General features: G+C 59.5%; 21 protein-coding genes and 1 pseudogene. 16 read left to right on the forward strand and 6 right to left on the reverse strand.

Going from position 1 to position 26,103, the window contains the following annotated elements:
- Positions 1–156 precede the first annotated feature (156 nt).
- The 3 genes from BSY239_RS17130 to BSY239_RS17140 all read left to right on the forward strand — a co-directional run bounded on the left by BSY239_RS17130 (position 157) and on the right by BSY239_RS17140 (position 5,476).
- On the forward strand, positions 157–3,426 hold the full coding sequence (locus tag BSY239_RS17130; protein ID WP_335583407.1) for a DEAD/DEAH box helicase: 3,270 nt from the start codon (positions 157–159) through the stop codon (positions 3,424–3,426).
- Between the two features lie 247 nt (positions 3,427–3,673).
- Positions 3,674–4,438 (forward strand): DUF4062 domain-containing protein, encoded by a 765-nt coding sequence (locus tag BSY239_RS17135; protein ID WP_069047858.1) that lies wholly within the window; start codon positions 3,674–3,676, stop codon positions 4,436–4,438.
- A 6-nt stretch (positions 4,439–4,444) separates the two neighbouring features.
- Complete coding sequence (locus tag BSY239_RS17140; RefSeq protein ID WP_069047859.1) at positions 4,445–5,476, forward strand: PIN domain-containing protein; 1,032 nt, start codon at positions 4,445–4,447, stop codon at positions 5,474–5,476.
- Positions 5,477–6,381: 905 nt separating this feature from the next.
- Here BSY239_RS17140 and BSY239_RS17145 read toward each other — a convergent pair.
- A complete protein-coding gene (locus tag BSY239_RS17145) occupies positions 6,382–6,792 on the reverse strand; it encodes a helix-turn-helix domain-containing protein (protein WP_172823122.1) in 411 nt (136 codons plus the stop codon).
- Positions 6,793–6,840: 48 nt separating this feature from the next.
- On the opposite strand from BSY239_RS17145, the gene BSY239_RS23095 reads away from it, so the two are divergent.
- The 7 genes from BSY239_RS23095 to BSY239_RS22530 all read left to right on the forward strand — a co-directional run bounded on the left by BSY239_RS23095 (position 6,841) and on the right by BSY239_RS22530 (position 14,768).
- On the forward strand, positions 6,841–7,128 hold the full coding sequence (locus BSY239_RS23095) for a hypothetical protein (protein ID WP_083240214.1): 288 nt from the start codon (positions 6,841–6,843) through the stop codon (positions 7,126–7,128).
- 155 nt (positions 7,129–7,283) lie between these two features.
- Positions 7,284–8,171 carry a TnsA endonuclease N-terminal domain-containing protein gene (locus BSY239_RS17150; RefSeq protein ID WP_083240043.1) on the forward strand — a complete coding sequence of 296 codons (888 nt, stop codon included), beginning with the start codon at positions 7,284–7,286 and terminating at the stop codon, positions 8,169–8,171.
- Complete coding sequence (locus BSY239_RS17155; protein WP_069047862.1) at positions 8,168–10,414, forward strand: DDE-type integrase/transposase/recombinase; 2,247 nt, start codon at positions 8,168–8,170, stop codon at positions 10,412–10,414. Before BSY239_RS17150 ends, BSY239_RS17155 begins: the two co-directional genes overlap by 4 nt.
- Positions 10,411–11,685 carry an AAA family ATPase gene (locus BSY239_RS22215; RefSeq protein ID WP_083240044.1) on the forward strand — a complete coding sequence of 425 codons (1,275 nt, stop codon included), beginning with the start codon at positions 10,411–10,413 and terminating at the stop codon, positions 11,683–11,685. Before BSY239_RS17155 ends, BSY239_RS22215 begins: the two co-directional genes overlap by 4 nt.
- On the forward strand, positions 11,685–13,016 hold the full coding sequence (locus tag BSY239_RS23100) for a TniQ family protein (protein WP_083240045.1): 1,332 nt from the start codon (positions 11,685–11,687) through the stop codon (positions 13,014–13,016). The genes BSY239_RS22215 and BSY239_RS23100 overlap by 1 nt, the downstream gene beginning before the upstream one ends.
- Positions 13,017–13,482: 466 nt before the next feature.
- On the forward strand, positions 13,483–14,442 hold the full coding sequence (locus BSY239_RS22525; RefSeq protein ID WP_216637485.1) for a hypothetical protein: 960 nt from the start codon (positions 13,483–13,485) through the stop codon (positions 14,440–14,442).
- A gap of 74 nt (positions 14,443–14,516) precedes the next feature.
- Positions 14,517–14,768: a BPSL0761 family protein gene (locus BSY239_RS22530; RefSeq protein ID WP_156775525.1), complete on the forward strand. Its 252-nt coding sequence runs from the start codon at positions 14,517–14,519 to the stop codon at positions 14,766–14,768.
- Between the two features lie 249 nt (positions 14,769–15,017).
- Here the strand turns inward: BSY239_RS22530 and BSY239_RS22225 are convergent, their stop codons facing one another.
- The 3 genes from BSY239_RS22225 to BSY239_RS17170 form a co-directional block, all read right to left on the reverse strand.
- Positions 15,018–15,452, reverse strand: coding sequence for a hypothetical protein (locus BSY239_RS22225; RefSeq protein WP_083240046.1), 435 nt, complete (start codon positions 15,450–15,452; stop codon positions 15,018–15,020).
- 251 nt (positions 15,453–15,703) lie between these two features.
- Positions 15,704–16,177, reverse strand: coding sequence for a helix-turn-helix domain-containing protein (locus BSY239_RS17165; RefSeq protein WP_172823123.1), 474 nt, complete (start codon positions 16,175–16,177; stop codon positions 15,704–15,706).
- A gap of 632 nt (positions 16,178–16,809) precedes the next feature.
- Entirely contained in the window at positions 16,810–17,193 is a 384-nt protein-coding gene (locus tag BSY239_RS17170) for a hypothetical protein (RefSeq protein ID WP_069047865.1), read from the reverse strand.
- 106 nt (positions 17,194–17,299) lie between these two features.
- Between BSY239_RS17170 and BSY239_RS22895 the strand changes: the two are divergent.
- A pseudogene (locus tag BSY239_RS22895) lies at positions 17,300–17,547 on the forward strand (hypothetical protein); the annotation flags it as partial.
- 125 nt (positions 17,548–17,672) lie between these two features.
- On the opposite strand, the gene BSY239_RS17175 reads toward BSY239_RS22895, so the two are convergent.
- Positions 17,673–18,635 carry a helix-turn-helix domain-containing protein gene (locus BSY239_RS17175; protein WP_069047866.1) on the reverse strand — a complete coding sequence of 321 codons (963 nt, stop codon included), beginning with the start codon at positions 18,633–18,635 and terminating at the stop codon, positions 17,673–17,675.
- Positions 18,636–18,744: 109 nt separating this feature from the next.
- Between BSY239_RS17175 and BSY239_RS17180 the strand changes: the two genes are divergently transcribed.
- From BSY239_RS17180 to BSY239_RS17190, 3 genes are all read left to right on the forward strand, one after another.
- On the forward strand, positions 18,745–19,047 hold the full coding sequence (locus tag BSY239_RS17180; RefSeq protein WP_069047867.1) for a putative quinol monooxygenase: 303 nt from the start codon (positions 18,745–18,747) through the stop codon (positions 19,045–19,047).
- Between the two features lie 1,076 nt (positions 19,048–20,123).
- Positions 20,124–21,050: a tRNA 2-thiocytidine(32) synthetase TtcA gene (gene ttcA, locus BSY239_RS17185; protein ID WP_069047868.1), complete on the forward strand. Its 927-nt coding sequence runs from the start codon at positions 20,124–20,126 to the stop codon at positions 21,048–21,050.
- A 41-nt stretch (positions 21,051–21,091) separates the two neighbouring features.
- On the forward strand, positions 21,092–21,790 hold the full coding sequence (locus BSY239_RS17190; protein ID WP_156775526.1) for a hypothetical protein: 699 nt from the start codon (positions 21,092–21,094) through the stop codon (positions 21,788–21,790).
- A gap of 15 nt (positions 21,791–21,805) precedes the next feature.
- Here BSY239_RS17190 and BSY239_RS17195 read toward each other — a convergent pair whose 3' ends face one another.
- Positions 21,806–24,175 carry a hybrid sensor histidine kinase/response regulator gene (locus BSY239_RS17195; protein ID WP_069047870.1) on the reverse strand — a complete coding sequence of 790 codons (2,370 nt, stop codon included), beginning with the start codon at positions 24,173–24,175 and terminating at the stop codon, positions 21,806–21,808.
- 103 nt (positions 24,176–24,278) lie between these two features.
- On the opposite strand from BSY239_RS17195, the gene BSY239_RS17200 reads away from it, so the two are divergent.
- Positions 24,279–24,926 (forward strand): histidine phosphatase family protein, encoded by a 648-nt coding sequence (locus BSY239_RS17200; RefSeq protein WP_069047871.1) that lies wholly within the window; start codon positions 24,279–24,281, stop codon positions 24,924–24,926.
- On the forward strand, positions 24,919–26,088 hold the full coding sequence (locus BSY239_RS17205) for a DSD1 family PLP-dependent enzyme (RefSeq protein ID WP_069047872.1): 1,170 nt from the start codon (positions 24,919–24,921) through the stop codon (positions 26,086–26,088). Before BSY239_RS17200 ends, BSY239_RS17205 begins: the two co-directional genes overlap by 8 nt.
- The last annotated feature ends 15 nt before the right edge of the window (positions 26,089–26,103 follow it).

A 26,103-nucleotide genomic window follows, 5' to 3' on the forward strand; every position in this document is an offset into this window, starting at 1 on the left:
AAACCGCTCGCTCGGCCAGATGCCGTCGCCAATGCATCACGGACCGGGCGCTACGCCCCCACCAATAGCGCGTCGCGCACCTGTCTAGCAGGTCATAACCTAGTTTACGATTAGTCACAATTAGAAAGCCTTTCATCTGATCCATTGGGAGAACCTGTGATCCGACTAACCGTGCCGTCCGTCAAAGGCGTCGATGCCAAGACTTTGTCGGGTTTTATTGGTCAGCTCTCTCATCCCTCTGTTGCTGTCGAAGGCACGTTAACAAAGTTCACGGTGCCCTCGCGAACTGGATGGAAGCTGAGCGTCACTGACGGCCGTGTCTTGTATGTTTTCGCGAAGGCACCGCTGGAAGGTCAGATGCCGAAGGATGGACCTGTTCTCCTGGGCGATATCGCTGATGGCGCGGTCGAGGTTGATCTGAGCAAATGCAAGTGGCTCGCCCACCCGGGACTCGGTACTGGCCCTACGGCCGAGCAGGCTAGGGAAAGTTGGTTCGCTGCGTTCAACTTTATTGGCGAGGACCAGCTGCGCGAAGGACAAGTCGGCTTGCGCCGCCCTCAGCTGGGAGCTCTCCACGCAATTCACGCCCATTGGTCTACCAAGTGCGACGTTGCGACCGTCGTTATGCCAACCGGAACGGGAAAAACCGAGACGATGCTGGCCGCAATGATCTCGGGCATGTGCACGCGGGTCATGGTGATCGTGCCCACGGATGCGCTGAGGACTCAGATCGCGTTGAAGTTTTTCTCGCTGGGTATTCTGAAAGACCCCCGCTCGGTGCTGCTCACAGCGAGCGTGCTGAGGCCAGTTGTCGGCACGCTTGAGAAGCGACCCACAGCCGTTGAGGAGGTGGATGAACTGTTCAGGCGGTGCAACGTCATCGTGACAACTAGCGCACTTGCGGGGAAGTGCAGCCACGAGGTGCAAGTCAGGATGGCCGAACTCTGCACGCACCTCTTCATCGACGAGGCCCATCACGCTGCGGCGCCGACCTGGCACGCGTTCAAGTCTGTTTTCAAGGCCCAAATGCGGCATGTCTTGCAGTTCACCGCCACACCTTTCCGGGAAGATGGAGTGCCCCTGGACGGCGAGATCGTTTACGTCTATCCCATGAGGCAGGCGCAGCGCGAGGGCTATTTCCGGCCCATCAGATTCAGCTCGGTGTATTCCTTCAACGACGCCAGAGCCGATCGCGACATCGCCGCCAAAGTCATAGAAGAGCTCAACGCCGATGCCACCGGTCTGCACGTTGCCATGGCGCGCGTATCCACGCAGATCCGGGCTGCACAGGTGCTCGCAATCTACCAGGCACTCGGCCAGTTCAATCCAGTGATGCTTCACAGCGGCATGAAGAAGGCCGACGCCCAGGCGGCACGCAGTCAGCTCGACCAGCGCCAGTCGCGCATCGTCGTCTGCGTGGACATGCTTGGCGAAGGCTTTGACATGCCGGAGTTGAAGATTGCGGCTTTCCACGACCTACGCAAGAGTCTGGCGGTAACGCTGCAACTTGCCGGCCGCTTTACCCGCTCAAGGGACGACTTGGGCGATCCAGTGTTCATTGCCAATGTCGCAGATGTCAACCTGCGCGAAGAACTTCGGACCCTCTACACCCAGGATCCCGACTGGAACCTCCTGCTCCCCAACCTCAGCGAAAGCGCAATCGGGCAGGAACTGGAAGCGCAGCGCTTCATGAGCGGGTTCGCCAATCAACTGGACGAGATCCCGGTAAACGAAATCAGACCAGCCGCCAGCATGGTGGTCTACCGGACGCACTGTGCCCAATGGAACCCTGCCGAGTACAGCAAGGCGTTTCCCGGTCTGGCCGAAGGGGAAGAAATCTACCCCGTTCTCAACGAGAGGGAAGGCACGCTCATCATCATCGCGGCCAAACGGCAAGGCGTCGCCTGGACTGCCGTACCCGCAGTCGAAGGATTGGTCTGGGAACTTTGCATCGCCGTCTGGGACAAGGACCAGTCGCTGCTGTTCATACATGGATCCACAAACACGGGCCACTATGCACCGTTTGCGCGTGCCTTGTGCGGGGCCGACGTCGAGCTGATCCAATCGCCCGCCGTCTTCAGGGCGTTGGCGGGCATCAATAGATTGATGCTGATGAACGTGGGCCTCGACGAGCAGTTCGGTCGCCAGGTTCGGTACACAGGGCGCATGGGGCCTGACGTCGGTGCACGCTTGACCGATGCGACCCTGGGAACGACCACGAAGGCCGTTCTCGCCGGATTCGGCTTCGAGAATGGCGGTCCTGCCTCGATTGGCGCGGGAAAGAAGGGGCGGATCTGGGCAACCTTGCGGCTCAAGGTGAACGAGTTTGCCACATGGTGCAAGCACGTCGGTGCCAAGCTCATCGATGAGAGCATTGATCCCGAGGAGATCCTAAGGGGCACGTTGATACCGCGACTGGTGGATGCGCGGCCCGCTACGATCCCAGTCGGTGTAGATTGGCCCGTAGAACTACTCGACCTAGTGGAATCGGCGACCAAGATTTCCTTCGTCCCCACGGCCCAGGAGCATCTGACCAACGTAAGCATCGAGGTTCGCGACTTCAGCTCGAGCGGCCCGATCGTCCTGCGCATATTCAGTGAGTCCAGGGAGGTTCAGGTCCGGCTCAACTTTATCGCCCGTGGCAACGCTCCGGATTTTGAGTTCGTCTATGAAGGTCCCGCCACCGCAACGATTCATCGCGGTGACGACCACGACCTCTGCGTGTACCTTACCGACCATCCGCCGACGATATGGTTCGCCGATGGATCAAAGCTGGAGGGCAACACACACGTCGAGCTGCGCACTGCGGCGCAGCTGTACTCGAGAGACCGTCTGGAGGTGCTCGACTGGACAGGTATCGATATCACCAAGGAGTCGCAGAGAGAGGAGCGCCGGACGGACTCTGTCCAGTACCGAACGATCCAACACATCAAGGCGGAGAACAGGCACGAAATCGTGTTCGATGACGACGGCGCGGGCGAAGCCGCGGACATCGTGTGCATCAGTCTGGACAGCGAGACGCAACCCCGGATCATCACTGTAGACCTGTACCACTGCAAGTACTCAGGCGGTGCAACGCCCGGGGCGCGCATTGACGACATGTACGTTGTCTGCGGGCAAGCTCAGCGCAGCGTCATGTGGCTTCACAACAAGGAGCGTCGCACGGACCTTTTTGCACATCTTCTCAAGCGAGACGCGGCCCGTGTGGAGGGCGGCCGGCCAACACGCTTTGAGGTTGGTTCCAAAGACCGCTTGGCCCAGATCCGTGATCTCAGCCGCATCTGTGCTGTCACGTTAAAGGTTTACATCGTCCAACCAGGCCTCTCCAAGACAGGAGCGGCTGATCATCAACTCGCCCTGCTTGGCGTGACAGACCGTTTCCTGTCGGAAACCTACCAGACCCCTCTCAAGGTGTACTGCGGATAGACCGGCCGCGTCCACTGCCCCGCAAGGTCGCGGGCAAGTTGGACCGTCTGCAATCTATCTGAGACTGTGAGTTCGAAGGTGGCGCAATGCGTCTGGAGATGAACGATGGACACACCGTGTTCACTGATCTTCGGGTCAAGTTAAAGGACGTGAAGCTTGTTGTGAATAAACTCAGCGAGAAGGTTCTCAGACCGTAAGGCTTGAGCGGTTTCAGTTCTTCAGCGCCTGCTGCTTGTACGATTTCACAATGACTTCCTCGATCTTCGTCAGTTCTACGTTTGTGGACCTTGAGCAGCACCGGAAGCTCGTGTGCAATGCGATCACGAAGCTGGAGGTGAACTCCAAGGCAATGGAGTTCTTTGGCGCCCTGCCCAACACGCCCAAGGAAGAGTGCTTGCGAATCGTACGTGCCTCAGACGTGTTTGTCGGAATCATCGGGATGCGATACGGCTACACCGATCCCGCCACAGGCAAGTCGATGACACAGCTCGAATACGAGGAGGCGCAGACGGTCCGCCTGCCCACCTTAATGTATCTAATCGACGAAGAGAGCCACCCTGTACTCCCGAAGCACGTCGAAATGGGTGCCGGCGCTGAGAAGCTCATCGCGTTCAAGGCCACACTCAAGAACGCGCACGTCGTGAACACGTTCTCGTCGCCGGATGATCTGGTTGCGAAGGTCACGCAGGAAGTCGTTCGCTTGCTCGGAGCAATGGCAACGAAGCCGCTAGCTCAAGTGCTGCCTCAACTAGCAGCAAACGCGACCAGGGTGCACCACCTCACCCAACCGAGGTTCGAGTTCTTAAAAGGCAAGGTGATTGGTGTGTACAAGCAGCATGTCCCTGACGCGGTGCTGCGCGAAGCACTTGGCTTCGTCCTGGCCGGTGACAACATGGCGGCGACGTTCGTGCTGACACGTGGAACACCAATGGGCATGGATGAGGCTGTCGACGGGCTCATGGCCATCGAGAAGATCTTCACCGAACTATTCAAGAAGGACCCTTCGAATTAGCAGATCATGTTCAACGTCTTACTCGATACCTGTGTCTGGCTCGATCTTGCCCAGGACAAGAAGCTCACACCACTAGTGCTCGTGTTGGAGAACATGGTCCGCAAGAACATGCTGCGGCTTGTCGTCCCTCAGCTCGTGCTTGATGAGTTCAAGCGGAACAGAGCCAGAGTTGCACAGGCCGCCTCGCGGAGCCTCAAGGGGCACTTCCAACAGGTCCGAGAAGCGCTAGCGCGGCTTCCCAGTGACGGCCGGACCAAGAAGGCCCTTCTCAAGCGTCTCGACGATGCGAACCACAAGGCCCCCATATTCGGCGGTCAGGTAGAAGGCCTACTAGAGAGGATCGAGAAGCTTCTGAGCGGCGCTCAGCATCTGCAACCCTCGGACGCTGCCATGCTCCGAGCGGCAGACCGAGCACTGCACCGAAAGGCGCCCTGTCATCACGAGAACAAGAACAGCATGGCCGACGCGATCCTGTTCGAGATGTACGCGGACCTCGCGCGGTCGGCGCCAGCCGGGGAGCGACTAGCTTTCGTGACTCACAACAAGAATGACTTCGGAGCGCAAAACGCACGGCTTCCGCATCCCGACATCGCCTCGGCGTTTAGCCGGGTGAAGTCCTTGTACTTCATCAACCTTGCGGAAGTGCTTCGTCGAATTGATCCGTCCATGCTGAGTGAACTCGTGTGGGAGCAGTCATGGGAAATGGAACCTCGCGGACTGCACGAGCTGCTTAAGGCTGAGGACCTTCTGTTCCATCAGGTTTGGTACAACCGGCACTGGAATCTGCGCTGGGAAATCGAGCACGGCAAGGTCAAGGTCGTCGATCGCCCGACATGGGAGAGGCGCGGTGGGAACAATCAGCGGTACATCATTGACACGGTGCTCGCCGGCGCGATCAAATCCGCGCAGAAGATCGAACGAGAGTACGGCAAGGAGAACCTCGGCCCCTGGGATGACTTTGAGTGGGGCATGATCAACGGGAAGCTATCCGCCATCCGCTGGATGCTCGGCGATGAGTGGGACATGCTGGATACCTAGGAAAACTCATGCTCAGTTCGATCGTGAGGAACTACATGATCGCGGGCATCCAGGTCCGGGTGGCTTTTTGCGCTCAGATCTGTCCAAGCAAGAATCCCCCACGATCTTTGAGCACTTCACATTCCGTAGCTGTCACCAGTTTTCCAAGAACCCCCACGATGCTTACCAGGTTAGCCTGGCAAGCATCGAACGCCTATGCCTTGGCGTGAAAGGTGGATCATTAGAAAGAAGATACGACAGAACCTGCGCAGCGTCGCGACGACCCCAGGTGCAACAGACCACCATGGGCGCGATGTGCGCAAGTGAATAACTCAGTACTGCGTAACCAACACCCGCGCAAATGCCATTCGCAGACGCTGACATAAACCACGCTGCGGATTGATAGCCAAATGCGATTGCGCACACGCTCAGACCAATGCCGATCACCAAGCCACATCCCGCGGCGAACTTGTTGATTGGCGCGGGTGAGAGACTCTCCCGGGCGACGCGACATCCTGTTGAGTGGGTCAGGCGCCAGACGTCACGTCTCGTCAATGCACCGGCGCGCACAAAGCGATGCAAGTGGGCAACTGTCGCGGGGTCCAAAAAGTACCCGAACTGAATACGGGTGATCAGATCAGACAGTCGTCGCAAATCTTCCCTGCTGTCGAGCGCCAACGATGAACGCCTTTGCCTGCGGAAACGCCAAACATAAAGCGGGCTGCACATCACGTGCCACCATTCAAATTGAGTTCTGAGGATTCGATCGCGCTCGGCATCCAGCTCCCGTTGTTGCATTTTGAGAATCGCCTGGACCACACCAGCCGGGTCCTCTGAGTCTGACGCCCTCGCTTGCAACGAATGCAAGTCCACCAAGATAGCCGCGAGCTTTGCGGCATCTGATGGGCTGGACTCTGGGGAACTCTTCAAGCGGCCATCTCAGCGATAAGCTGATCCAACGAGGGCGGCTTGACCCGCCGACCACGCTGCGTCGCATCCTTTAGCACTTGGAGCACGAGCCGCCCTCGTACCTCATCTGAGGGAGTGAATTGGTGCTTTTTTACCAAGTCGTCAACGATAACCACCGCAGCACCGAGTAGAGAAGCGTCATCCAGACCGAGCGACACCACGCTGCGTTTCCCGTTGATCACATAGTCGACGTCAACCCCCACTGAAGCGACAGCTGCCAAGAAGCCCAGCGTCGGCAAGTGCGAGCCTTGCTCGTATCGGCTGGGCGTCATCCGGTTTGTTCCGGCGACCACCCCAAGCTGCTCTTGATTGAGGCCAAGCCTTTCGCGCTCGGATCTGAGTCGAGAACCTACGCCATTCAGTTTCATAAAAAAATTCTTGAACAATTCACAACATAGTGAAAGAATGGTCGAATTATGTCGCATCAATGCACTGCCCTCAACAACCTTCAAGAGGTAAGGCAGCGATTTCTGGACGACGGCATCAGCGTGGCAGGATGGGCCCGAGACCGAGGTTTCTCCCTCCCGCTGGTGTACTCAGTCTTGAGTGGGCGCAACCGCGCAAGCAGAGGCGAGAGCTTCCTCATCAGCGTGGCGCTTGGCTTACGCCCTCCACCAAAGCACATCAACTTTTTTCAACCCGTTGCGAAAAGCGGCTCTACGACTGACGCAGTGCACGCTGTCGAGGAGGGAAGCACGGCGTAGAAAGCAAAACGCCGATCCAAAGACCGGCGCTGCCGAGAGGCCGGGAGGCTTCTCTTAGGTTGGCGAACCCTGAGCGAAGTATCCACCCATTTTTCTCGTGGCGTCAAGTGCCAACCAGGTGCTGGCGTGAGCCTGCGCCAAATCGAGGATGAGACATGGAGAAACGCTCAATGACAAAGGAGCCGCGGGAGGCTCGCCGCCAGCGCAAGCGCGTTGAAGAAGGTCGAGGCACCGGGCACCGCGACAAGTACCAATCGTTTATCCAGGTCGAACGAGCGGGGTTTCAATCACGCGGTCGTTCACACATGATCTATGACGAGCAAGTCGACCGGCACCACCACTTGCTTAGCGACCTTGAACTTCTGATATTCATCTGGGCCTGGTCATCTGATCCGCTCGACATACGCGAGCAGTTTCCACTTCAACTCTTTGAATTTGACCCAGAGTTCGCGCCACTTCAGGTGTCGAGACCCAGAGGGTCACTTGCGACTGCTGCGAAGCTTGGAATCAAGCATCCTGGAATCTCAAAACATGTACCTCGGATCATGACCACCGACTTAGTGGTCACGTTTCAAGGAGGCACGAAGCTCGCCATCCACGCAAAGTACCAAAGTGATCTGGAGACGGCCACCATGCGTCAGCGCGATCTGAGAAAGATCGAGCAGAGATATTGGCGAGATCGAAACGTGCGTTTCATGGTGATGACCGAACAGCCGTTCACTTGGCTTCTAGCTGATCAGTTGATGTGGGCGATCGACGGAATGAAGTGGGCGAAAGATTTGGTTTGTCTTGCGAACCTGCTTGCCTGCCTGGACAAAACATCACCTTTCGATACTTTGGAAGACCGCCTCTACATCTGCAGTGAAGTGGTTGGGCTCAAATACCACGACGCCGTGCTCGCATTCAAGTACGCCGTCTTGACCAGGCGGTGGCTCATCAAGCATCTCCAACAGGATCTTGACCTTTCTTGCGCTTGGGTCGGCCAACGAGCCCATGGTCGCTCACCGGTCACCGCGACCTCTTTCAGGAGGCCTGGGAAATGATCGAGCCGAATCTACTTCTTTTGGTTCCACCCGGGATCCAGAATTTCAAACCGGGGGTACACAGGGTTGTTACCAGCGCCCCGAGGGAGAAGCAAGTAGCTCTATTCTGGATGGGGGCTGCCCTCACCGATGGACCACTCAAGCCCGGCGCACATTGCAAGAAGCCTCGAGTTTTTTTGTTGGCGAAGTTGCAAGGGTACATCGACGACCGTCTCATCCAAGCGCTACCGGAAGTCACGATAGACGCCGCACCGAACCGCTACCGCATCGAAGCGGCGAAGAGCACTCGATTTGAACGCAACAGGCAGATCCTCTCGCCACTTGTGACTCCGGACATGCTGTTCTCAATGATCCACCATGGTCAATGGCGTCTACGCATTACTGAGGCTGCTGAAAAACACAAGGTCAATGCAATTACTGTTCAGCGGCTTCTCATCCGGTACTTTGTATTGGGTATGAACCTAGATTGGGCATGTGAAGATCGTCTTTGGGTGAAGGGAACTCAGCGCAACGTCACGACCAAGCTAGGAAGACCATCGAACAGATTCAAAAGCGGGCACAGGACGTCTGCTGAGGGCCGAAATGTCACAAAAGACGACCAACGCATCATCGAGGTTTTCTACGACAGCTTGGAAGACCAAGCCATGTCGGCAGCTGAAATGTATCGACGTTTTGAAGAGGACTTTAGTCCAAGAAAAGCTGTCACCTCGCAAGATGGAAACCTTGAGCTCATTTCAGATACATCGCAGGCTTTCCTCTCCGATAGGCAGTTTCGCTACTGGCTTTCGAAGATCAAGGGAGACCTGATACTTCTTCAGAACGAGGCCGATGAGCGCAGGATAAACCTCTCGCATCGTCCCGCCATTGGTAGTGCCAGGGATCGGGTTCCCTACCCTGGTCACACATACATCATCGATGCAACAGTCGGCGACGTATATCTGGTGAGCGCCTTTGATCGGCGCCGCATCATCGGTCGCCCCGTCATTTACCTGGTGGTAGATGCATTTTCGTCACTGATCGTCTCCGTACACGTGGCGCTTGATGGACCCAATTTTGCTCAAGCCCGGATTGCCATGTGTCGCGCAATCTCGGACAAAAGTCTATGGCTCGCATGGCTGGGGCTCAGCAAGCTGGGCCATCTGTTGCCTCAAGGCTGCGTTCCGACGTTTTGGCTGGCCGATCGGGGTGAACTTCACAGTCAAGCCAGTCGCACGCTTCAGACGGAGTTGCGTACCAATTTGAGCATTGCAGCAGCGTACCGCGCAGACTGGAAGTCCTTGGTGGAGAGACTCTTCGGCATTCTCAACACCATGATGATTCACTGGATGCCAGGCGCAGTTGTTCAACGATACCGGGAGAGAGGTTCGCCAGACAACCGATTGGACGCGGTACTCACGCTACAAGAGTTCACAAGGATGCTGGTGAGGAAGGTAGCCATTCTGAATCTCACACGAGACATGAGTATGCACATGAGTGCAGCACTTCTTTCGGCCGATGTGAGGCCCAATCCCCTGGGCTTCTTCACTCATGGGATTCGGTACAAGCATGGAAGCGCCGTTTTTCTTGATCATCAGTCCTCAATGCGAAAGACGCTCGCCACAAGTGATGCGACTATCGGCCGCCATGTAGTGATGATGGGAAAAGCCCAGTACGCAGCATCCTGGATGCTCGACCATCCAGTTGTTCAAGTAGCGGGGTTTGAGGGAAATAGCCCTGTCAAGTGCATCGTGTCGCCTGATGATCCACTCTCTGCGTGGTGCATGCTCCCCAATGAGCAAACGATGCGCGAGGTCCGGCTTCAGCGAGGACTTCAGAGAGCCAGTCACTTCTGTGCCGAGGACATCCAGGAAATGGACGCGCTTCGCACATTTCTCGGGCAGGACCTCAAAGACGACACAACGGCGGAACGGCTGACGATTGAGCGGGAGAATCGTTTGGAAGTCGAAAACGCCAAGCTCCAGGCGCAGGCAGCAATTCGCGGAGCACCCGTTAGCAAGAACTCAAGGATCAAAGGTGTTCGGTCAAATCGTCAGAAGGAGATTGATGGGACTGAACCTCTGGACACCCAGGAACAAACTGCAACTGCAACTGCAACCGCAACTGCATCTCTGCCCGGAGCACCTAGAAGCCCAAAGAATTTTTCCCCTTCGCAGGAAGACCTGAACGAGCGGTCTTCTGGGAAGCAGGACCAGGACTACTTTGAGCGCCTGTCCGCGCAGTTGAGTTCGTGGGAGCATTCATGAAAACCAAGGCTGTTTACTCAACGGTGGAGTTGCCGGATTTCTACCTTGGGAATCCGTTGATCGAAGCGTTGCCCTCGATTCGTTCGCGAAGTGAACTGGATGCTCTGCTCCTGAGCCGACCGTCAGTCGACGTTTCAGCGGTCAGAAAATTGCCAGCGCACATCCGCCTTCATGCCATGGCGGACCTCGAGACGTTGTTTGTTCCGCGACCGGAGTTGGCAACGATCGAATCCGAGATCGCATTGCTGATGCGTTCAGGCTACCTTCGACGCAACCCCATGCATTCCTCGACGATGAGGGACCTCTACTCAGTTCGAGAAAGAATGAGGCTGCAGGGCGGTCTCTTTTCCCCGCTGCCGCCTTGCCTTATGGTGACGGCGCTCAGTGGAAGCGGAAAGACGCGCAGCATTCGATCAATACTCTCACTCACGCCCCAAGTCATCCATCACAGGAACTATGCGGGAAAGCGGCTACCACGGACACAGATCACATGGCTTTCTCTGGACGCACCGATCAATGGTTCACCAAGGGGCCTCCTGCTTCGAGCTTTCGCAGCCGTCGACCGCGCCCTCGGCACTTCAGGTGCGATGAGCTATGTAAGTCAGTACGGCCGCTGTAAGACGTCTGTTGACCAGAAAATTGAAGAATTCGCACAGATCGCCTCGACTTTCAACATTGGACTTCTGCACATCGACGACCTCCAGCGTTTGACAGATGGAGTGCGCAAACAGGGCATCTTGGTGATCAACATGCTCATCCAGCTGGCCAATGTGGTCAAGGTGCCCTTGGTGTTCAGCGGCACGCACCAGATGGTTCGCGCCCTCGCCGGGTCGCTGGAGGCAGCCAGACGCTGCTCTTCAGGTGGCATTGAGGATCTGCCCTTGCCCGCGAACAGCAACGATCCCCACTTCCAGTTGCTGGTCAAGGCCTTGTCCGCCTACCAGTACGTAGATACGCCTGTCGATTTTGATGAGAACTGGCGCAAGAAGCTCTTCGATCTCACCTTGGGAATCCCTGCGATCCTGATTTCAGTAGTGACACAGGCGCAGAAGATCGCATTGCGGGAGGGGGCTACGTCCATCGACATTTCCCATCTGGACCGAGCGTTCGATAAGAACTGCGCACTTCTCAAGCCAGCCCTACATGCGCTTCGTGGTCGCGACCCCAACCGGTTTGAGTGCTATGAGGACTTGCTTCCGGCGAAAACGCAGCTGGAGCTTGAAGATGCGCGTCTTTTCAAGTCGAGGCGCGCGGCCACGGTATCCGTCTGATGACTATTCAGAATGACCAATTGGAGGAGGCCAGGCAGACCCTGTGCAGGCACTTTCCGGATCCGGTCCCCGGAGAAACCATTTTCAGTGTGTGCGCGCGCTTCCATCGGCTTAGTGCAATGAAGAGAGCCACCCTCACCGGCATCTTGCTACTGGACTCTGCTCGCGCGGCAAGCAAGAGGTGTGTTCCTGCTGGGTTGGGCACCCTCACAAAGGCACTTCCAGATATTTTCCCTTCGGTTTCAGGGACACTCCAGGAATACACCCATGGTTCGTTGTATCTCCGCTTCATGACGCGGGATCAACAAGCGCGATGCACCGCTGCATGCCTGTTCCCAGCTCATCGACGCGAACGACTCCCGTTCGATTGGGCCAGTGCAAGATTTGAGGCACAGCATCCACTGCGTTTTTGCACTACTTGCTCAACGATGGATAAGCAGCATCATGGATTCGCGTTCTGGCATCTTGAGCATCAACTCCCAGGCGTGCTTGTCTGCGCCGCACATGCACAACCGCTTCAGACGAATGAACCGCAAGTTTCTCGTAATGCATGGTTGCTCCCCGGAGGTTTAAGAACCACGGCATCCATGCCGATCAGTTCCACTCAACTTGCGCATCTCATGTGCCTCGCCGACACTGTTCAAAGGCTTTGTGGGCCATCGCGCGCGAACCTTGTCGCCCTGAGAAGTTGTTTGTGCCTGCAGTTGGAGCAGGCAGGTGTTGTGCGCGCGTGTCGCGCACTGAATGAAGAGAAGTTACGGCGATGGCTCTCCACTCACATCAGCAGTTTTGGAGGTTCCATCCTCGAGCAGTTTGATGCGTGGGCGTGGGCTGATGCCGTAGCGGGCGTTCTAGGGAAGCGTCTCGCACACCATCCCCTTCGCTGGGCTTTGCTCATAGCCTGCCTTCGCCTGGAGGGCGCATCGCCGGAGCCGCCTTTTCTGGCGTTGGATGAGGCCTGCCAAAGGTCACTGCCAGGCATTCGAGAGCCAGAGCACCCCACTTCGCCGCAGATGGCCTTGGATGCAGTGGCATGTGGCGCTGCGATCCGAGATATCTCTGCGCGGATGGAAGTCTCCCGTGCGGTGGTGCAGCGTTGGCTTAGCGACCCTGCAGTAAACGAAGCATGGCATCTGGCACGCCGCCGCAATCTGCGTGGAAAGCACGAAGCATCGATCATTGCGGTGTTGTCCAACGGAGCCTCCACGCGCCAGGCATTGAAGACTCGCTCAAGTGCAGCGTACCAGTGGTTTCAAAGGAACGAGCCCGCATTTCTGGATGGAGTGCTACCCCCATCGCTATCGCATCAACAGATTCCTCTTTGGTCGTGAGCAGTGGATATGTCACGTGATCCAAGATGACCAATTGAGAATCGGCACATAAGTCAGCAGCTTCCTTTCTGGAGAAACCATGCTTCCAAATGTGGTCATACTTGAACCGGAACCGGAAGAGACTCTTCACAGCGTGTTGATTACGGGTTGGCGCCTGTCCGCATATCAAAGCTTCCCCCAGTTTACAAAATCGATCTTCAAGCACGTCTCAGACGGCCGCGGTTGGTCATGGGACTACAGACGTATTTGTCCCTACTTTGATCCGTGCCGCGCAACAGGTTGGGCATTGCTGCATAAAACGCTATTGCTTCCATACCTGGTTCCTTTTATGCCTCCAGAAATTGCTCGTTCAGCTCCGAGGCGAGTAGACGGGGATAGACGCATTATTGGAGGCGACACTGACCTGTACTGGAGGCACTACCTCGCTAGTCCACTCAAATACTGCCCACGTTGCGTGCAGCTGCAGATGTCACGCTTTCACAGATCGATGTGGCTTCGTCCACATCAGCTTGATCGTGTCGATGTTTGCTGGCGTCACAGTATCAAACTCGTCAGCGTGAGGCCCCACCCCAGCAAGCCATTGTTTCCAAATGAGTGTGAAGACCAAGCCATTACTTACAGCCATGACAGATCGGCGATCTGGCTTGCACGTCAGTCGAATGAGCTTCTGACTGGCAACCACCCGCCGAGCGATCCCAAGGTTCGTCAACATATTTACCAAGAGCGCGCTGCGCGGATTGGCTATGGTCGCGGAACGAGGATCGACTTCCGACTCATCGCCGCCCATCTGCTTCAAACATTTGGGTCGAGCTTCTTTAAGCGAATGATGGGCAACTGTGAGGTGAGGCACATCGCGAACTACATGAGATTGGCCATTCTTGGCGACGACCCCAGCATCCGCCCCATCAATCAACTTCTATGCATACAAGTTTTGTTCGGTGAGCAGCGTCATTTCTTTGAACGAGTGAGGGCCGAAAGCACTACAACGTCTTGCCGCACATCGGATTTTGATAGGCGGAATGAAGCTGCCCAGTCAGCGGTTCATCGGAACATCTTCCTTGAGCAACTGAAGTCGAGTGGCCAAGAAGTGATGACGCATCTTTCCAAGCAATTCCCTCTTTCGCATCAGTGGATAGTTCACCATGCATTGGCATGGTCTCGCAGAAAAATTGCAGAGCAGATACAAGGCCCTGATCGAGCTCGCTTCTTGCGTCACCGGGCAGCAGATCTACTGGCAAAAGCGAAACGCGAGCGAGAAGAGCACCGTCGCAGTATGTCCCCAGCCAAAGGATCCCCATTCGGGTCAATGGACTTAGCTGAGTCCTTACAAAAGAGTGCAACTGTCGACATGGACTTTCTTGAAGTAGCGGCTCAACTGAACACATTCTCGAATAAATGTTTGCAGTCGTCAGAGCATGAACTCTAGTGAATGCCCGATGTTCCTCCTGCTCTTTCAGGCTGGACGGGTCCCGAATATCTTGATCGTTAAAAGGGAAACACATGACGACACCTGCAGAACGTACCCGTGCTTTGCGCCTGGCCGGTGAACTGCTGCGGGACTTTGAACGACGTGAAGACGTACCTGCCGATCTCCATGTTCGGTTGAGGGGCGTCCTGCGCCACTATCCCGAGGAGTGGCAGTTGCGAATGATGGTCGAGGACTGGCAACGCCTCGGAGAGTCGGCCTTCGGACTTGCGCCGGAGCCGGGACGACCCGACCCACTACTGACAACGAACTTTCGCAAATACTGAGCTGACCGGCCGTCTACAGGCCGTACAAATCTGAAGTTCAGTCAGAAGCTCCACTGGGCCCGTTGCAGCCGGTCAACCCGCAAGTATCCAAGACTGGCGTGCAGCGTGAGCCACCGGTGGCGCCCGAGAGCTGCGCTCACGTTGGCTGGCACGAAGCCGTCATCGGCTTACCCAGTAGCACGGCGGAATCAATGACAGGTATGGAGAGTGCGGCAGGCATACAGCGTGGTCGGTCGCCGGTTCAACAACTCAGTGCCCTTCTGCTGTCGCCAAGTCAACAATGCGCGCGTAAGGCACGCCCTGCTCCATTGCGATGCGCGGTGTCAGCCCGTGAAGTGCTTCATGCGGAGTTTCCAGAAACGACAACATTCTCCAACCATCCGTAGTGCCCAAAGCATTTGAGATTGCATGGATCGCTGGAAGCGCAAACGGCTCAAACTGCCATTTCGGGACCTTGAAGCCGCGACTCAAATGCCTCACCCCAATGTACCGGCCGCTCTTGATACTAGAGATCACCCGGAGGCGGGATGTTCCGCTCAGTTCAGCAGCTTCATTGGTCGTGACCATGTCGGTGGCACTGATGCGTTGTTGCCTGTAGACGGCACCACGGCGCAACAACTCCGTGGTTTGTGCCTCACTGCCGTAAGGGTCCGACGTAGGTGAGTGACGTAAATCTGCTTTCATGTGGCCCTCCCATGAGGAGTGAAATGTGAAACTCTCAACGTGGCCAGGTCACACCATCCGGTCTTTGTTCCTGATGGTTCCCAGTTTGTTCCACTAACAGCACAGCAATCTGGCGCCCCGTCCGTTTGCATTTGCTCTGGTACCTATGGGGAGGCTGCTCCACCAAGGACTCTCAAGGATCGTCCAGAGAGCATAGATATGCCAAAGGCTAGCGAAACGATGAACGCCCTGTGGTGCTGGTTGTGGCCCATTCAATCAGCCTTGGCAGCCAAGAGGGCAAGTGCCTCACGCTTGCCCAGAGACAGCCGGCGAAGGATCTCCAGCACTCGACTCGCGCGAGGCGCAGCGCCACCTGATTCCCACTTCCAGATGGACAGGGCAGACACCTCCAGCAGCTTCCCCATCTGTTCTTGCGTAAAGCCCAGCTTTGCTCGCTGTGTCTTCAGGCGATCCGCGGTGAATACGACTTTGCGCCCGGGCTTGGCTTTGACATTACCGTCCGCGCTGAGTGAGCTGACTTTGGAGCTCAGCTTCGCTGAGGCGTTTGAATTGAGAAGCCTTCCAAGCTTATTGACCTGGGATTGCATGGCCTTGGACTGCTTCTTCAAGACAGCAAGCTCGGACCTGTAGCTTTGGGAGCTTTTTCGCAAGGCTGCGATTTCGTCGCGCAGTTCTTTGCGGGCAATACGCGCGATTTCTTTCTTCAGGGATTCAGCAAACGTCATCATTCACCCATGGTGTGGCATCAACCGCTCCCCTTGCTCGCGATCTGCAGGCTGACATCTTCGGCCATACGCTGCAGAGAGTGGTCTTCTTGACCACTCTTCGGATATTACTTGAGCAAGACATGGTGCAGGGTTCTGAACAGTGGGCCGCTTCGGGTCGAATGGCACATGGCGGATCTCAACGCCGAGCCAGAGGTGGCTACTCATGGGCAACTGAACTTTGGCTGCTCCGTTCCCTGCTCCATGTCAAAACGGCGCTGGCGAAACGAACACTTCAACAGGCCCTGGACCCTGGTAGACCACCTCGCCAGTGTCAGTTGCGTATTTCGGGCTTCCTGGACACCAAGTTCGACACCGTTAACATAGAGTTCGGCACCGCAGTCAACGAACTTCACCGGCCACCCTGTCGAGAACTCCACGAGGCACACCGATTGCTTGAAGAGACTGGCGATACGTTTGCGGCCGGAGATACCATCTTGATGGGTAGTTGACCCCCAGTTCCAAGGCTAGACTTCGGGAATCGGCCACGAGCAGCCGTTGGGCAATTTCCGAAGCGGACCTCCAACGTTGGCGATGAGTGGAAAAAGGCAATGACGCGAAGCCCGCTTGTGGGTGTCCGATTGCTCAACTGGTTAGAGCGAATGCGCATGGGTGGCCCGCAATGGACCCCAGTTGTACAAAGCCCACGAAATGAGCGCGTTGAGAGATCCAAAGGCGGCGTACTCCACCGCAAGCCGGGTGTTTGCCGCTGTAGCCGGGCTCAGTAGAAGGTGAACCATTAAGCCACCAGAGAGACCGACCAGTATTACTACCGGCACCTGATGCCATTTGCCTACGCGAAAGCGGACGAAGAACGGGTGCAGCAGTGAGAGAAGGATAAGCGTAGTAACAACCGTTATGGGGAAGCTTGCAACTGCGACGAACAAGAAAACAAGCGAGTACGTGAGTGCTGCGACAACATGCGCCACCGCCGGCGCCACCAAAGACAGCAGCAGGAGTCTTAACCAGGTGCTCATGAAAGCGCTCTAACGTTTGACATGAGAGACGGCGGCCAGCTTACCGGACGACCCTATTGATGGTGGGCACTGCGTTCCACTCGAACTACCATGGGTGCATGTGCATCTGAGCATTGTCACCATCGGAATCGATCTCGCCAAGAAGGTGTTCGCCGTTCATGGCGTGGGCGCCACAGGCAAAACCGTGCTGGTGGGCCCAGCGCACTACGCGCCAGGCTGCATCCCTCACCGCCTTTCGGGCAAGCGTCGCAAGAACGATTGGGCTGACGCTGCGGCGAAGGTACCCGTCCCAACATGCGCTTCGCGCAGCAGAAGAGCGTCGAGCAGCAGGGCCGGTTGCTCGGTAAGCGGTCTGCTATCCCATCTTGATGGGTAGCTGTTGCCCTGCTCCAAGGCTAGACTGCCGGAATCGGCCATCTGCAGACGTTCAGTACCGGCAGCATTCGGGCACTTCATCGACCTGCACCACGCGGCGCCGATCAAGCACGTGCGCGCAACTCCCTCACGCCGCGGCCCAGCTTGCGTCGCAACAAGGCGCGAAGGGTCACACCGTCGGAGTAGCCGATCTGTGCGGCGATTTGGTCGACGCTCTCGCTGCCGGTTCGCAGCAGATGCACCGCACGCTCGACGCGCAGATCCTGGAAGTACGAGAGGGGTGTCTTGCCCAACACGCTTTGCACGCGCCGCGCCAAGGTGCGTTCACTGGCGCCCGCTGCGATGGCCGCATCGGCGAGAGAGAACCCGTGCGCGAGTTGCTGCCTGGCCCAGCCCTCAAAGCGCTCGACCACCGGGTCGGCATGGGCTAGGTGATCGGGGATCACGAACTCAGCTTGCGAGCCGCGGGACTCTACCAGCAGGTATCGCGCCGCCAGAGCCGCCAGCGCCGGGCTACGGCTGCGCACGACGCTCAATGCCAGGTCGAGATGGGCCAAGGCGGCGCCGGCCGTGGTGAAGCCGGCCGAATTCACAAGCATGCGGGACTCGTCGAGCGCCACTTGCGGATAGCGCTGCCGAAACATTGGCGCCAGCCACCACGAAGTTGTGGCGCGCTGGCCATCTAGCAGCGCGCTCTCCGCCAGCAAGAAGGTGCCGGTGCAGGCGGCGCCAGTGGCCGCGCCGGCGCTTGACCATTGCTGCAACGCGACGATCGCATCGGCCACGTCCGCATGCGCGAGACGCGCGGCGAGCGCGTCTGGCATCTTGGCGCCGAGCGCGGGCACCAGAACAACGTCAGGGTTTTGCACGCGGTGCACTGGCACGACCGGTACCGCCAGACCGTGCGCGGTGCGCACGCGACGCCGAACGCCGACCACCGTGACGTCGATGGGCGGCGGCGCCTGTGCGAGCGAGCCCGCCAGTTCATTGGCCGTGCTCAGTGTGTCCATGAGTGCAGCAAACCCCAGGTCGAACACGCCATCAAGAACAAGAAGATGTAGATTCATGGCAAAAATGATATCAATGTTGGCATTCCTGCCACTCGCGGAAATTGCCGTCGTACCAGAGACTTCGGACTCGCCAACACTGTCAACCGTTCAACCAGAGGATCACCACATGACCAAGTTCGCCCTGTTCGTCCGCCTCGAAGCCAAGCCTGGCCAGGAAGCCGCCGTTGCCGATTTTCTGGGAAGCGCGTTGCCGCTCGCCAACGCCGAATCGGGCACCACCGCCTGGTTCGCATTGAAGTTCGGCCCATCGACGTTCGGCGTCTTTGACGCTTTTGCGGACGAGGCCGGCCGCGAGGCTCACCTGCACGGCCCGATCGCCGCCGCGTTGATGGCGAACGCAGCCGCCTTGCTCAGTACACCGCCAAACATCGAGAAGATCGATCTGCTGGCGGCGAAATTGCCTGGCTGACGAGCTGACCGCGGCGGCGAAGGTGAAGCTCCGTATGGCTTGAGTGACAGGGATGAAGAGGTCCTGTCCTCGTGGGCCGCTCCTTCAAAGCGATCCCCATTGAACCGCGCTTGCCGGCGGTGGCCGCGACGAAGTAGTCCCAGCCACAAACCGCCTCTGGAAGCGGGCGGCTAGCCCGCACGGTCTCAACCCGCGCGCTGCGCCTCTATCGCCCTGACCACCGTCTACCGGTGTGTGCCCTCCACGGGGCGGCCGGCGTACCGATCCGACCGCTTCGTGACGCCGGATTCAGGGCCGTGGATGTCGGTTCAGGGCCCGTGGCGGCCCTCCAGTTCCGTTCTCCTCACTGCCGATAGAAGAGGAGCATGTAGGCGATGAATGGAGGACCTTGAAGAAACGTCCGCTTCTGGCCGATTGCCGAAGTCTAGCTGTCCTACCACCCGCCCGGCCAACCAACATGACAAATGGAAGCCGCCGAATCGATACCTTGCTGTAGCGAATTGCGCGTGTCCACGAGAGACGATCCGGGTGTCCAGGTCCTACCGTTCCCGCTGTCCACGAGAAACCGAACTGAGTGTCCAGCAGCGACCGAAATACGCATTTGTCACCCAACTCGTCCCGAGCAACCTGACGTGCATGGAGCACGGTATCTACGTTTGAATTCAGACCTCCGCGGCGACTGCTGCGAAGAGGTAGGTCGGAGTGGGATGCTCACCTTGCTCCCAGTTCATACGCTGAAAATGCTCAATACGCTGGACAGCGTATCGATGTATCGGTTGCGTGGGCCTCAGTTTTCCCCTCTGTATGGCTCGCCTGTTCGCGGACACCTTGCGGTAATCCCAAGCCAGTTTCCAGTGTGTGCTCTGGACGTGAAGCCAGCAGATCTGGGCCGAGTTGCACAAGCCGGCCATGCGTTACTTCGGGGCTGAGCGCTCCATTTGTTTAAAGGGGTCGCAAACAATCGGCATGTAGATTCATCTACACACTCAACCATCGATGAGCAGTAGAGTGGACGCTCGTAAGTCGTTGATTTGTCTGGAGGCAAAATACAGACTCAATTGTTGACGACAACACCCATGAACACCGAACACGAAAACCACAAACTTGAAAAGCGCCTGTGCCGCGAGGTCGGCCGTGCGATCGTGGACTTCAACATGATCGAGGAAGGCGACCGCGTGATGGTCTGCCTGTCGGGTGGCAAGGACAGCTACGCCATGCTCGACATCCTGCAAAAGCTGCAGGCGCGCGCGCCGATCAGCTTCGAGATGATCGTGGTCAACCTCGACCAGAAGCAGCCGGGGTTTCCGGCCGACATCCTGCCGGCCTACCTCACGAAACTGGGCGTGAAGTTCCACATCGAGAACCAGGACACCTACTCCATCGTCAAGCGCGTGATCCCCGAAGGCAAGACCATGTGCAGCCTGTGTTCGCGCCTGCGCCGCGGCATTCTGTACCGCGTGGCCAGCGAGCTGGGCGCGACCAAGATCGCCCTGGGCCACCACCGCGACGACATCCTGCAGACGTTGCTGCTCAACATGTTCTTCGGCGCCAAGCTCAAGGGCATGCCGCCCAAGCTGGTGAGCGACGACGGGCAGCATGTGGTGATCCGCCCCATGGCCTATGTGGCCGAGAAGGACCTCACCCGCTGGGCCGAGGTGCGTGAATTTCCCATCATCCCGTGCACGCTGTGCGGCAGCCAGGAAAACCTGCAGCGCAAGCAGGTGGGCCTGATGCTCAAGGACTGGGAGAAACGTTTTCCAGGCCGGGTGGAGAACATGTTCTCGGCCCTGCAGAACATCGTGCCCAGCCACTTGATGGACCGCTCGCTGTTCCCGTTCCAGACCATCCGCGCCACCGGCGAGGCGAGCGAGGACGGCGACAAGGCCTTTGACGACGAGCCGCTGCCCACCGTGGCGCCAGCCCTCTTGTCCGAAGAACCGGTCGATGCGGGGAACGCAAACACCGCGCGAGCGGTCATACCGATTTCGACCGTGCACCACTGAAGGCTCCGGTCCTGGCGCGCTCTGATCTCCCTGGAGGCTTCATGACAAACCCGACTCCCCTTCGCCCTTGGGCCAGCCTGTTCAGGATGGCGGTTGCTGCGGGCGCGTTGTTCGCACTCAGCGGCTGCGCCAGCGTGTTCCTGGTCGACAACCAGGTGCAGAGCTACGCGCGCTGGGCCGATCGGCCCACGCCAACCGGTGCAGCCCCCACCATTCCGCAGGCACCCCAGGTCTTCGGCTTCGATCGCTTGCCGTCGCAGCAAGACAGCCGCTCGGGCGCTGGCCAGGACGAACTGGAGAGGTTGGCCGCCATCGCGCTGGCCAAGGTGGGCTGGACACCTGCCGCCGCGGGCGTGACCGCGCCATGGACCGTGGAGGTCAGCGGCGGCACGCTGCGCCTGCCGCGCGCCCCATGGGAAAGCCCGTACGACGGTTACTGGGGGGGAGGATTCGGCCCGGGCTTCGGCTTTCCAGGGCGCGACTACATCGTGACCGGCACCGGCCAGATCATCTACGCCCCGCTCTTCCTGCGCATGGAAACGCCGTACTACAAACGCGAGGTGTCGGTGGTGATCCGGCACGCCGCCAGCGGGCGGGTGGTTTACGAAACCCGTGCGGCGCACGATGGCCGCTGGAACAGTTCCAACGCGCTGTGGAGCGCCATGCTGGACGCCGCCTTGAGCAATTTCCCGACGCCGCCCGCGGGCCTGCGGCAGGTCAACATCGAAGTGCCACGCTGACCAGAAACCGACCTTTCACGCGGCGCGTTCCAGCAGCTCGCGGATGGCCTCGCCCAGCGCGTCCATGCTGTCCTGCTTGCCCATCACCTCGCTCACACCGGCCGCGGCCGCGTCGTTGAGCAACTGGTCGTTCACGTGGCCGGAGATGATGGCGATCTTCAATCGGGGACGCAGGCGGCGGATCTCGATCGCGGTCTCCACGCCCGAGAGGCCGGGCATGTTGTGGTCGCTCACCACCAGGTCAATCGGCACCTCGGGGTGGGCGCGCATCCAGTCGAGCGCGGCCTCGCCGGACTCGAAGGTCGTGGCCTCGTGGCCTTGCTTGCGCAGCAGGCGCCCGACCAGAAACACCAGGGCTTCGTAGTCGTCGATATAGACCACGTGCTTGCCGGCCAGGGCTGGCGCGGCCGTCGCTGTTGCGGTCGGTGGCTCGACGGCGGATGCATCGTCAGAGGAACCCTCCGCCGCCAGCGGCAGGTAGACATCAAAACGTGTGCCTTCGCCGGGTCGGGAAAACAGGTCGATGGCGCCGCGGTGCGCCTTGACGATGCCGTGCACCACCGCCAATCCCAGACCGGTGCCCGTGCCAGGTGCCTTGGTGGTGAAAAAGGGCTCGAAGACGCGCCGCTGCGTCTCGGTGTCCATGCCCGGGCCGTTGTCGGCCACGCTCAGGCAGGCGTACGCGCCGCTGGCCAGACCACCCAACTGCAGGGCCTGCGAGGCGTCCAGGCGCACCTCGCGCAGCGCCACCGTGATGTCGCCCGAGCCGCCCTCCATCGACTGCCATGCATTGGTGCAGAGGTTCATCAGCACCTGCTGCATCTGGGTGGCATCGGCCAGCACCTGCAGGCCCGTTGAGGGCAGGCGTGTGACCAGCTTGAGGCCGGCGGGCAACAACGAACGCATGAGGCCCAGGGCTTCTTCCACCAGAGGCTTGAGCGGCTGGCGCTGCATCGCCTGCGTCTGGCGGCGGCTGAAGGTCAGGATCTGCTGCACCAGCTGGCGCGCGCGGATCGCCGCGCGGTTGATCTCCGCCAGGCTCTCCTGCGCCGGGTGGTGCTCGCCCACGTCCTCGCGTGCGAGCACCAGGTTGCCCAGGATGGCCGCAAGCAGGTTGTTGAAATCGTGCGCCACCCCACCGGCCAGCGTGCCAATGGCTTCCATCTTCTGCGATTCACGCAACTGAACTTCGAGTGCGTGCTGCTGCGCCTCGGCTTCCTTGAGCTCGGTGATGTCGGTGTGCGTGCCCACCATGCGCAGGGGTTGGCCGTTCTCGTCGCGCGCGATCACCACACCGCGCGACAGCACCCACTTCCAGCGTCCGTCCTTGCACCGGACACGGTGCTCGTTGCGGTAGACCGGCACACGCCCGTCAAAGTGGGCCTGGCGATCCAGTTGCATCTGCGGCACATCGTCGGGGTGGGTGCGATCATCGAGTTCGGCCGAGAGATTGTCGATATCGTCGTCGGCATAGCCAAACATGGCCTTGATGCTGGTGGAGAAAAACTCCTCACCGGTGCGGATGTTCCAGTCCCACACACCGTCACCGGCGCTCTCCAGCGCCAGTTTCCAGAGCGTTTCGCTGGCGTGCAGCGCGGCCTCGGCGTCCTTGCGGTCGGTGATGTCGAACAGCACGCCCACGCGCAGGAAACCGTTCTCGTCGGAAGACACCGCGCAGGAGCGGTTGCAAACCCACTTGACGCGCCCGTCGGGCAACACCACGCGAAACTCGGTGTCGAGATTCAACGCGCCCGCCAGAATCGCCTCGCGGCCTCGCTCCAGAACGTCCCGATCTTCGGGGTGGAAGTACCGCGTCAGCAGCGACGGGTCGCGCATCAGGGTCTCGGCGTCAAAGCCATAGAGCTCCCGGATGCCGGCGCTCAGAAAACGGTACTCACGGGCACCGTTGTTTCGCACGTACACCGAGAACACCGCGCCCGGCATCTGCTCCGTGATCAGCCGCAGTTGCTCTTCGCTGTCCCGCAGCGCCTTCTGGTTGCGCACGCGCTCGGTGATGTCTTCCACCGTACCCTCGTAGTAAAGCAAGTCGCCCTCGGCGTTGCGCACACCGTGCGCGTTCTCGCTGATCCAGACCTTCTCGCGTGTGTGGTGGCGGTGGATCTCCGAGACGAAGCCGCGCACGAAACCGTCGCGCTCCAGTTGCCGCTGGAACTCGGTGCGGCGCGCCGGGTCGACATACCACTCCAGCGCGATGTCCTTGACCGCGGCCAGCATCTCGGTTTCCGACGTGTAGCCGTTGAGTTCCACCAGCGCCCGGTTGGCGCGCAACATCTGACCGTCGGGCGAGCTGCGGTAAGCCCCGATGGGAAGGAAGTTGAACAGCGAGGAGAAGTCTCCGTCGGACGGAGAACGCGGCGGCGTCATGGTCTGGATTGTGTCGCAATCCCCGGTTTTTCCGGCGTTTCGCACCGTGTCTGCGGGCGTGCCGGTACAGTGGCTGCTTTCCGTCAGGCTCCAAGGATCTGCTTTGCAACTCACCCGCATCCTCGCCATTCGCCATGGCGAAACCGCCTGGAACCGCGACACCCGCATCCAGGGCCACACCGACATCGAGCTCAACGACCACGGTCGCTGGCAGGCGGCCCAGTTGGCCGACGCACTGCGCGACGAACCCATCGCAGCGGTTTATGCCAGCGATCTGCTGCGGGCCCACGAGACCGCCCAGGCCGTGGCCCGCACCCGGGGCCAGGCCGTCACCAGCCACCTGGGCCTGCGCGAACGCTGCTTCGGCCGTTTTGAAGGCCACACCTGGACCGAGCTGGAGCAGCGCTTTCCCGACGAGTCGATGGCCTGGCGCAAACGGGTGCCCGACTTCGCACCGCCCGGGGGTGAATCCCTGCTGCAACTGGAAGCACGCGTGGTGCCCACTGTGGAAGAACTCGCTGCACGCCACCCGGGCGAACAGATCCTGATCGTGGCGCACGGCGGTGTGCTCGACATCCTCTACCGCGCGGCCGCGCACCTGGGCCTGCAGGCGCCGCGCAGCTGGGAGCTGACCAACACCGCCATCAACCGGCTTCTGTGGTCGCCCGAAGGCCTCAGCCTGGTGGGCTGGGCCGACACCAGCCACCTGCAAAACCGCTCAAGCCCGGTTCTGGACGAACGCCATGCATGACACGGCAACCACGGCGCGTTGGCAACGGGCGCAAGCCTGCATCGGCCATGGCGTGGACACCATCGACACCCCCTCGCTGGTGATCGACCTCGACGCCATGGAGCGCAACCTCGCGCGCATGGCCGCCTTTGCCAGCGAACACGGCGTTCGCCTGCGCCCGCACGCCAAGATGCACAAGAGCGCCGAGCTCGCGCGGTTGCAGATGAACCACGGCGCTATGGGCGTGTGTGTGCAGAAGACCGACGAGGCGCTGGCATTGGCGCATGCCGGCGTGCACGACATCTACATCAGCAACGAGGTGATCGCGCCAGCCAAGCTGCTGCGCCTGGCGCAAGCCGTGCGCGACCTGCCGACGAAATTTTCCATCGCGGTTGACAGCACGCTGGGTGTGACACGGCTCGCCCAGGCCTTGCACGCGGCGGGTGTGGACGCACCCGCTCGCCTGGATGTGCTGGTGGAAATCGACGTGGGGCAAGGGCGCTGCGGGGTGGCGCCGGGCGCCCCGGCGGTGGCTTTGGTGCAGGCCATCGCTGCCCACCCGGTGCTGCGCTTTGCCGGCCTGCAGGCCTACCACGGTGGCGCGCAACACCGCCGCACGGCCGCCGAGCGTGCCGAAGCCATGGCGGCTGCCACCCGCGCGGTACAGACCACCTGCGAGGCCTTGCAAGCCGAGGGTTTCCAGGTGCCCTTGGTCACCGGCGCGGGCACCGGCACCTTCTCACTGGAAGCCAACAGCGGTGTGTGGGGCGAGTTGCAGGCCGGCTCCTATCTGTTCATGGACGCCGACTACGCCAGCAACGAAGCCACGCCGCTGGCGCCGGTGTTTGAACACGCGCTGTTCGTGAAAAGCCAGGTGATGAGCCGCAACGCCGCGCATGCGGTGTGCGACGCGGGTCACAAGAGCCACGCCATCGACAGCGGCATGCCCAGCGTGTGGTTTCCCTCCGGCTTGAACTACGCCAGCGGTGGCGACGAACACGGCGTGCTGCGCGCCAACGCCGGGCAACCGCTGCCCGGGCTGGGCGAGGTGGTCTGGCTGGTGCCGGGTCATTGCGACCCCACCGTCAACCTGCACGACTTCATGGTCGGCGTGCGCGGCGGCCTGGCGGCGGGGGTGGTGGAGCGCGTGATCCGCGTGGACGCGCGCGCTTGCCTGGGCTGAAACGGCACTGACCCG

Origin of the sequence: Hydrogenophaga sp. RAC07 (assembly GCF_001713375.1) — a bacterium.
In the GTDB taxonomy this organism is placed as follows: Bacteria; Pseudomonadota; Gammaproteobacteria; order Burkholderiales; family Burkholderiaceae_C; genus Hydrogenophaga.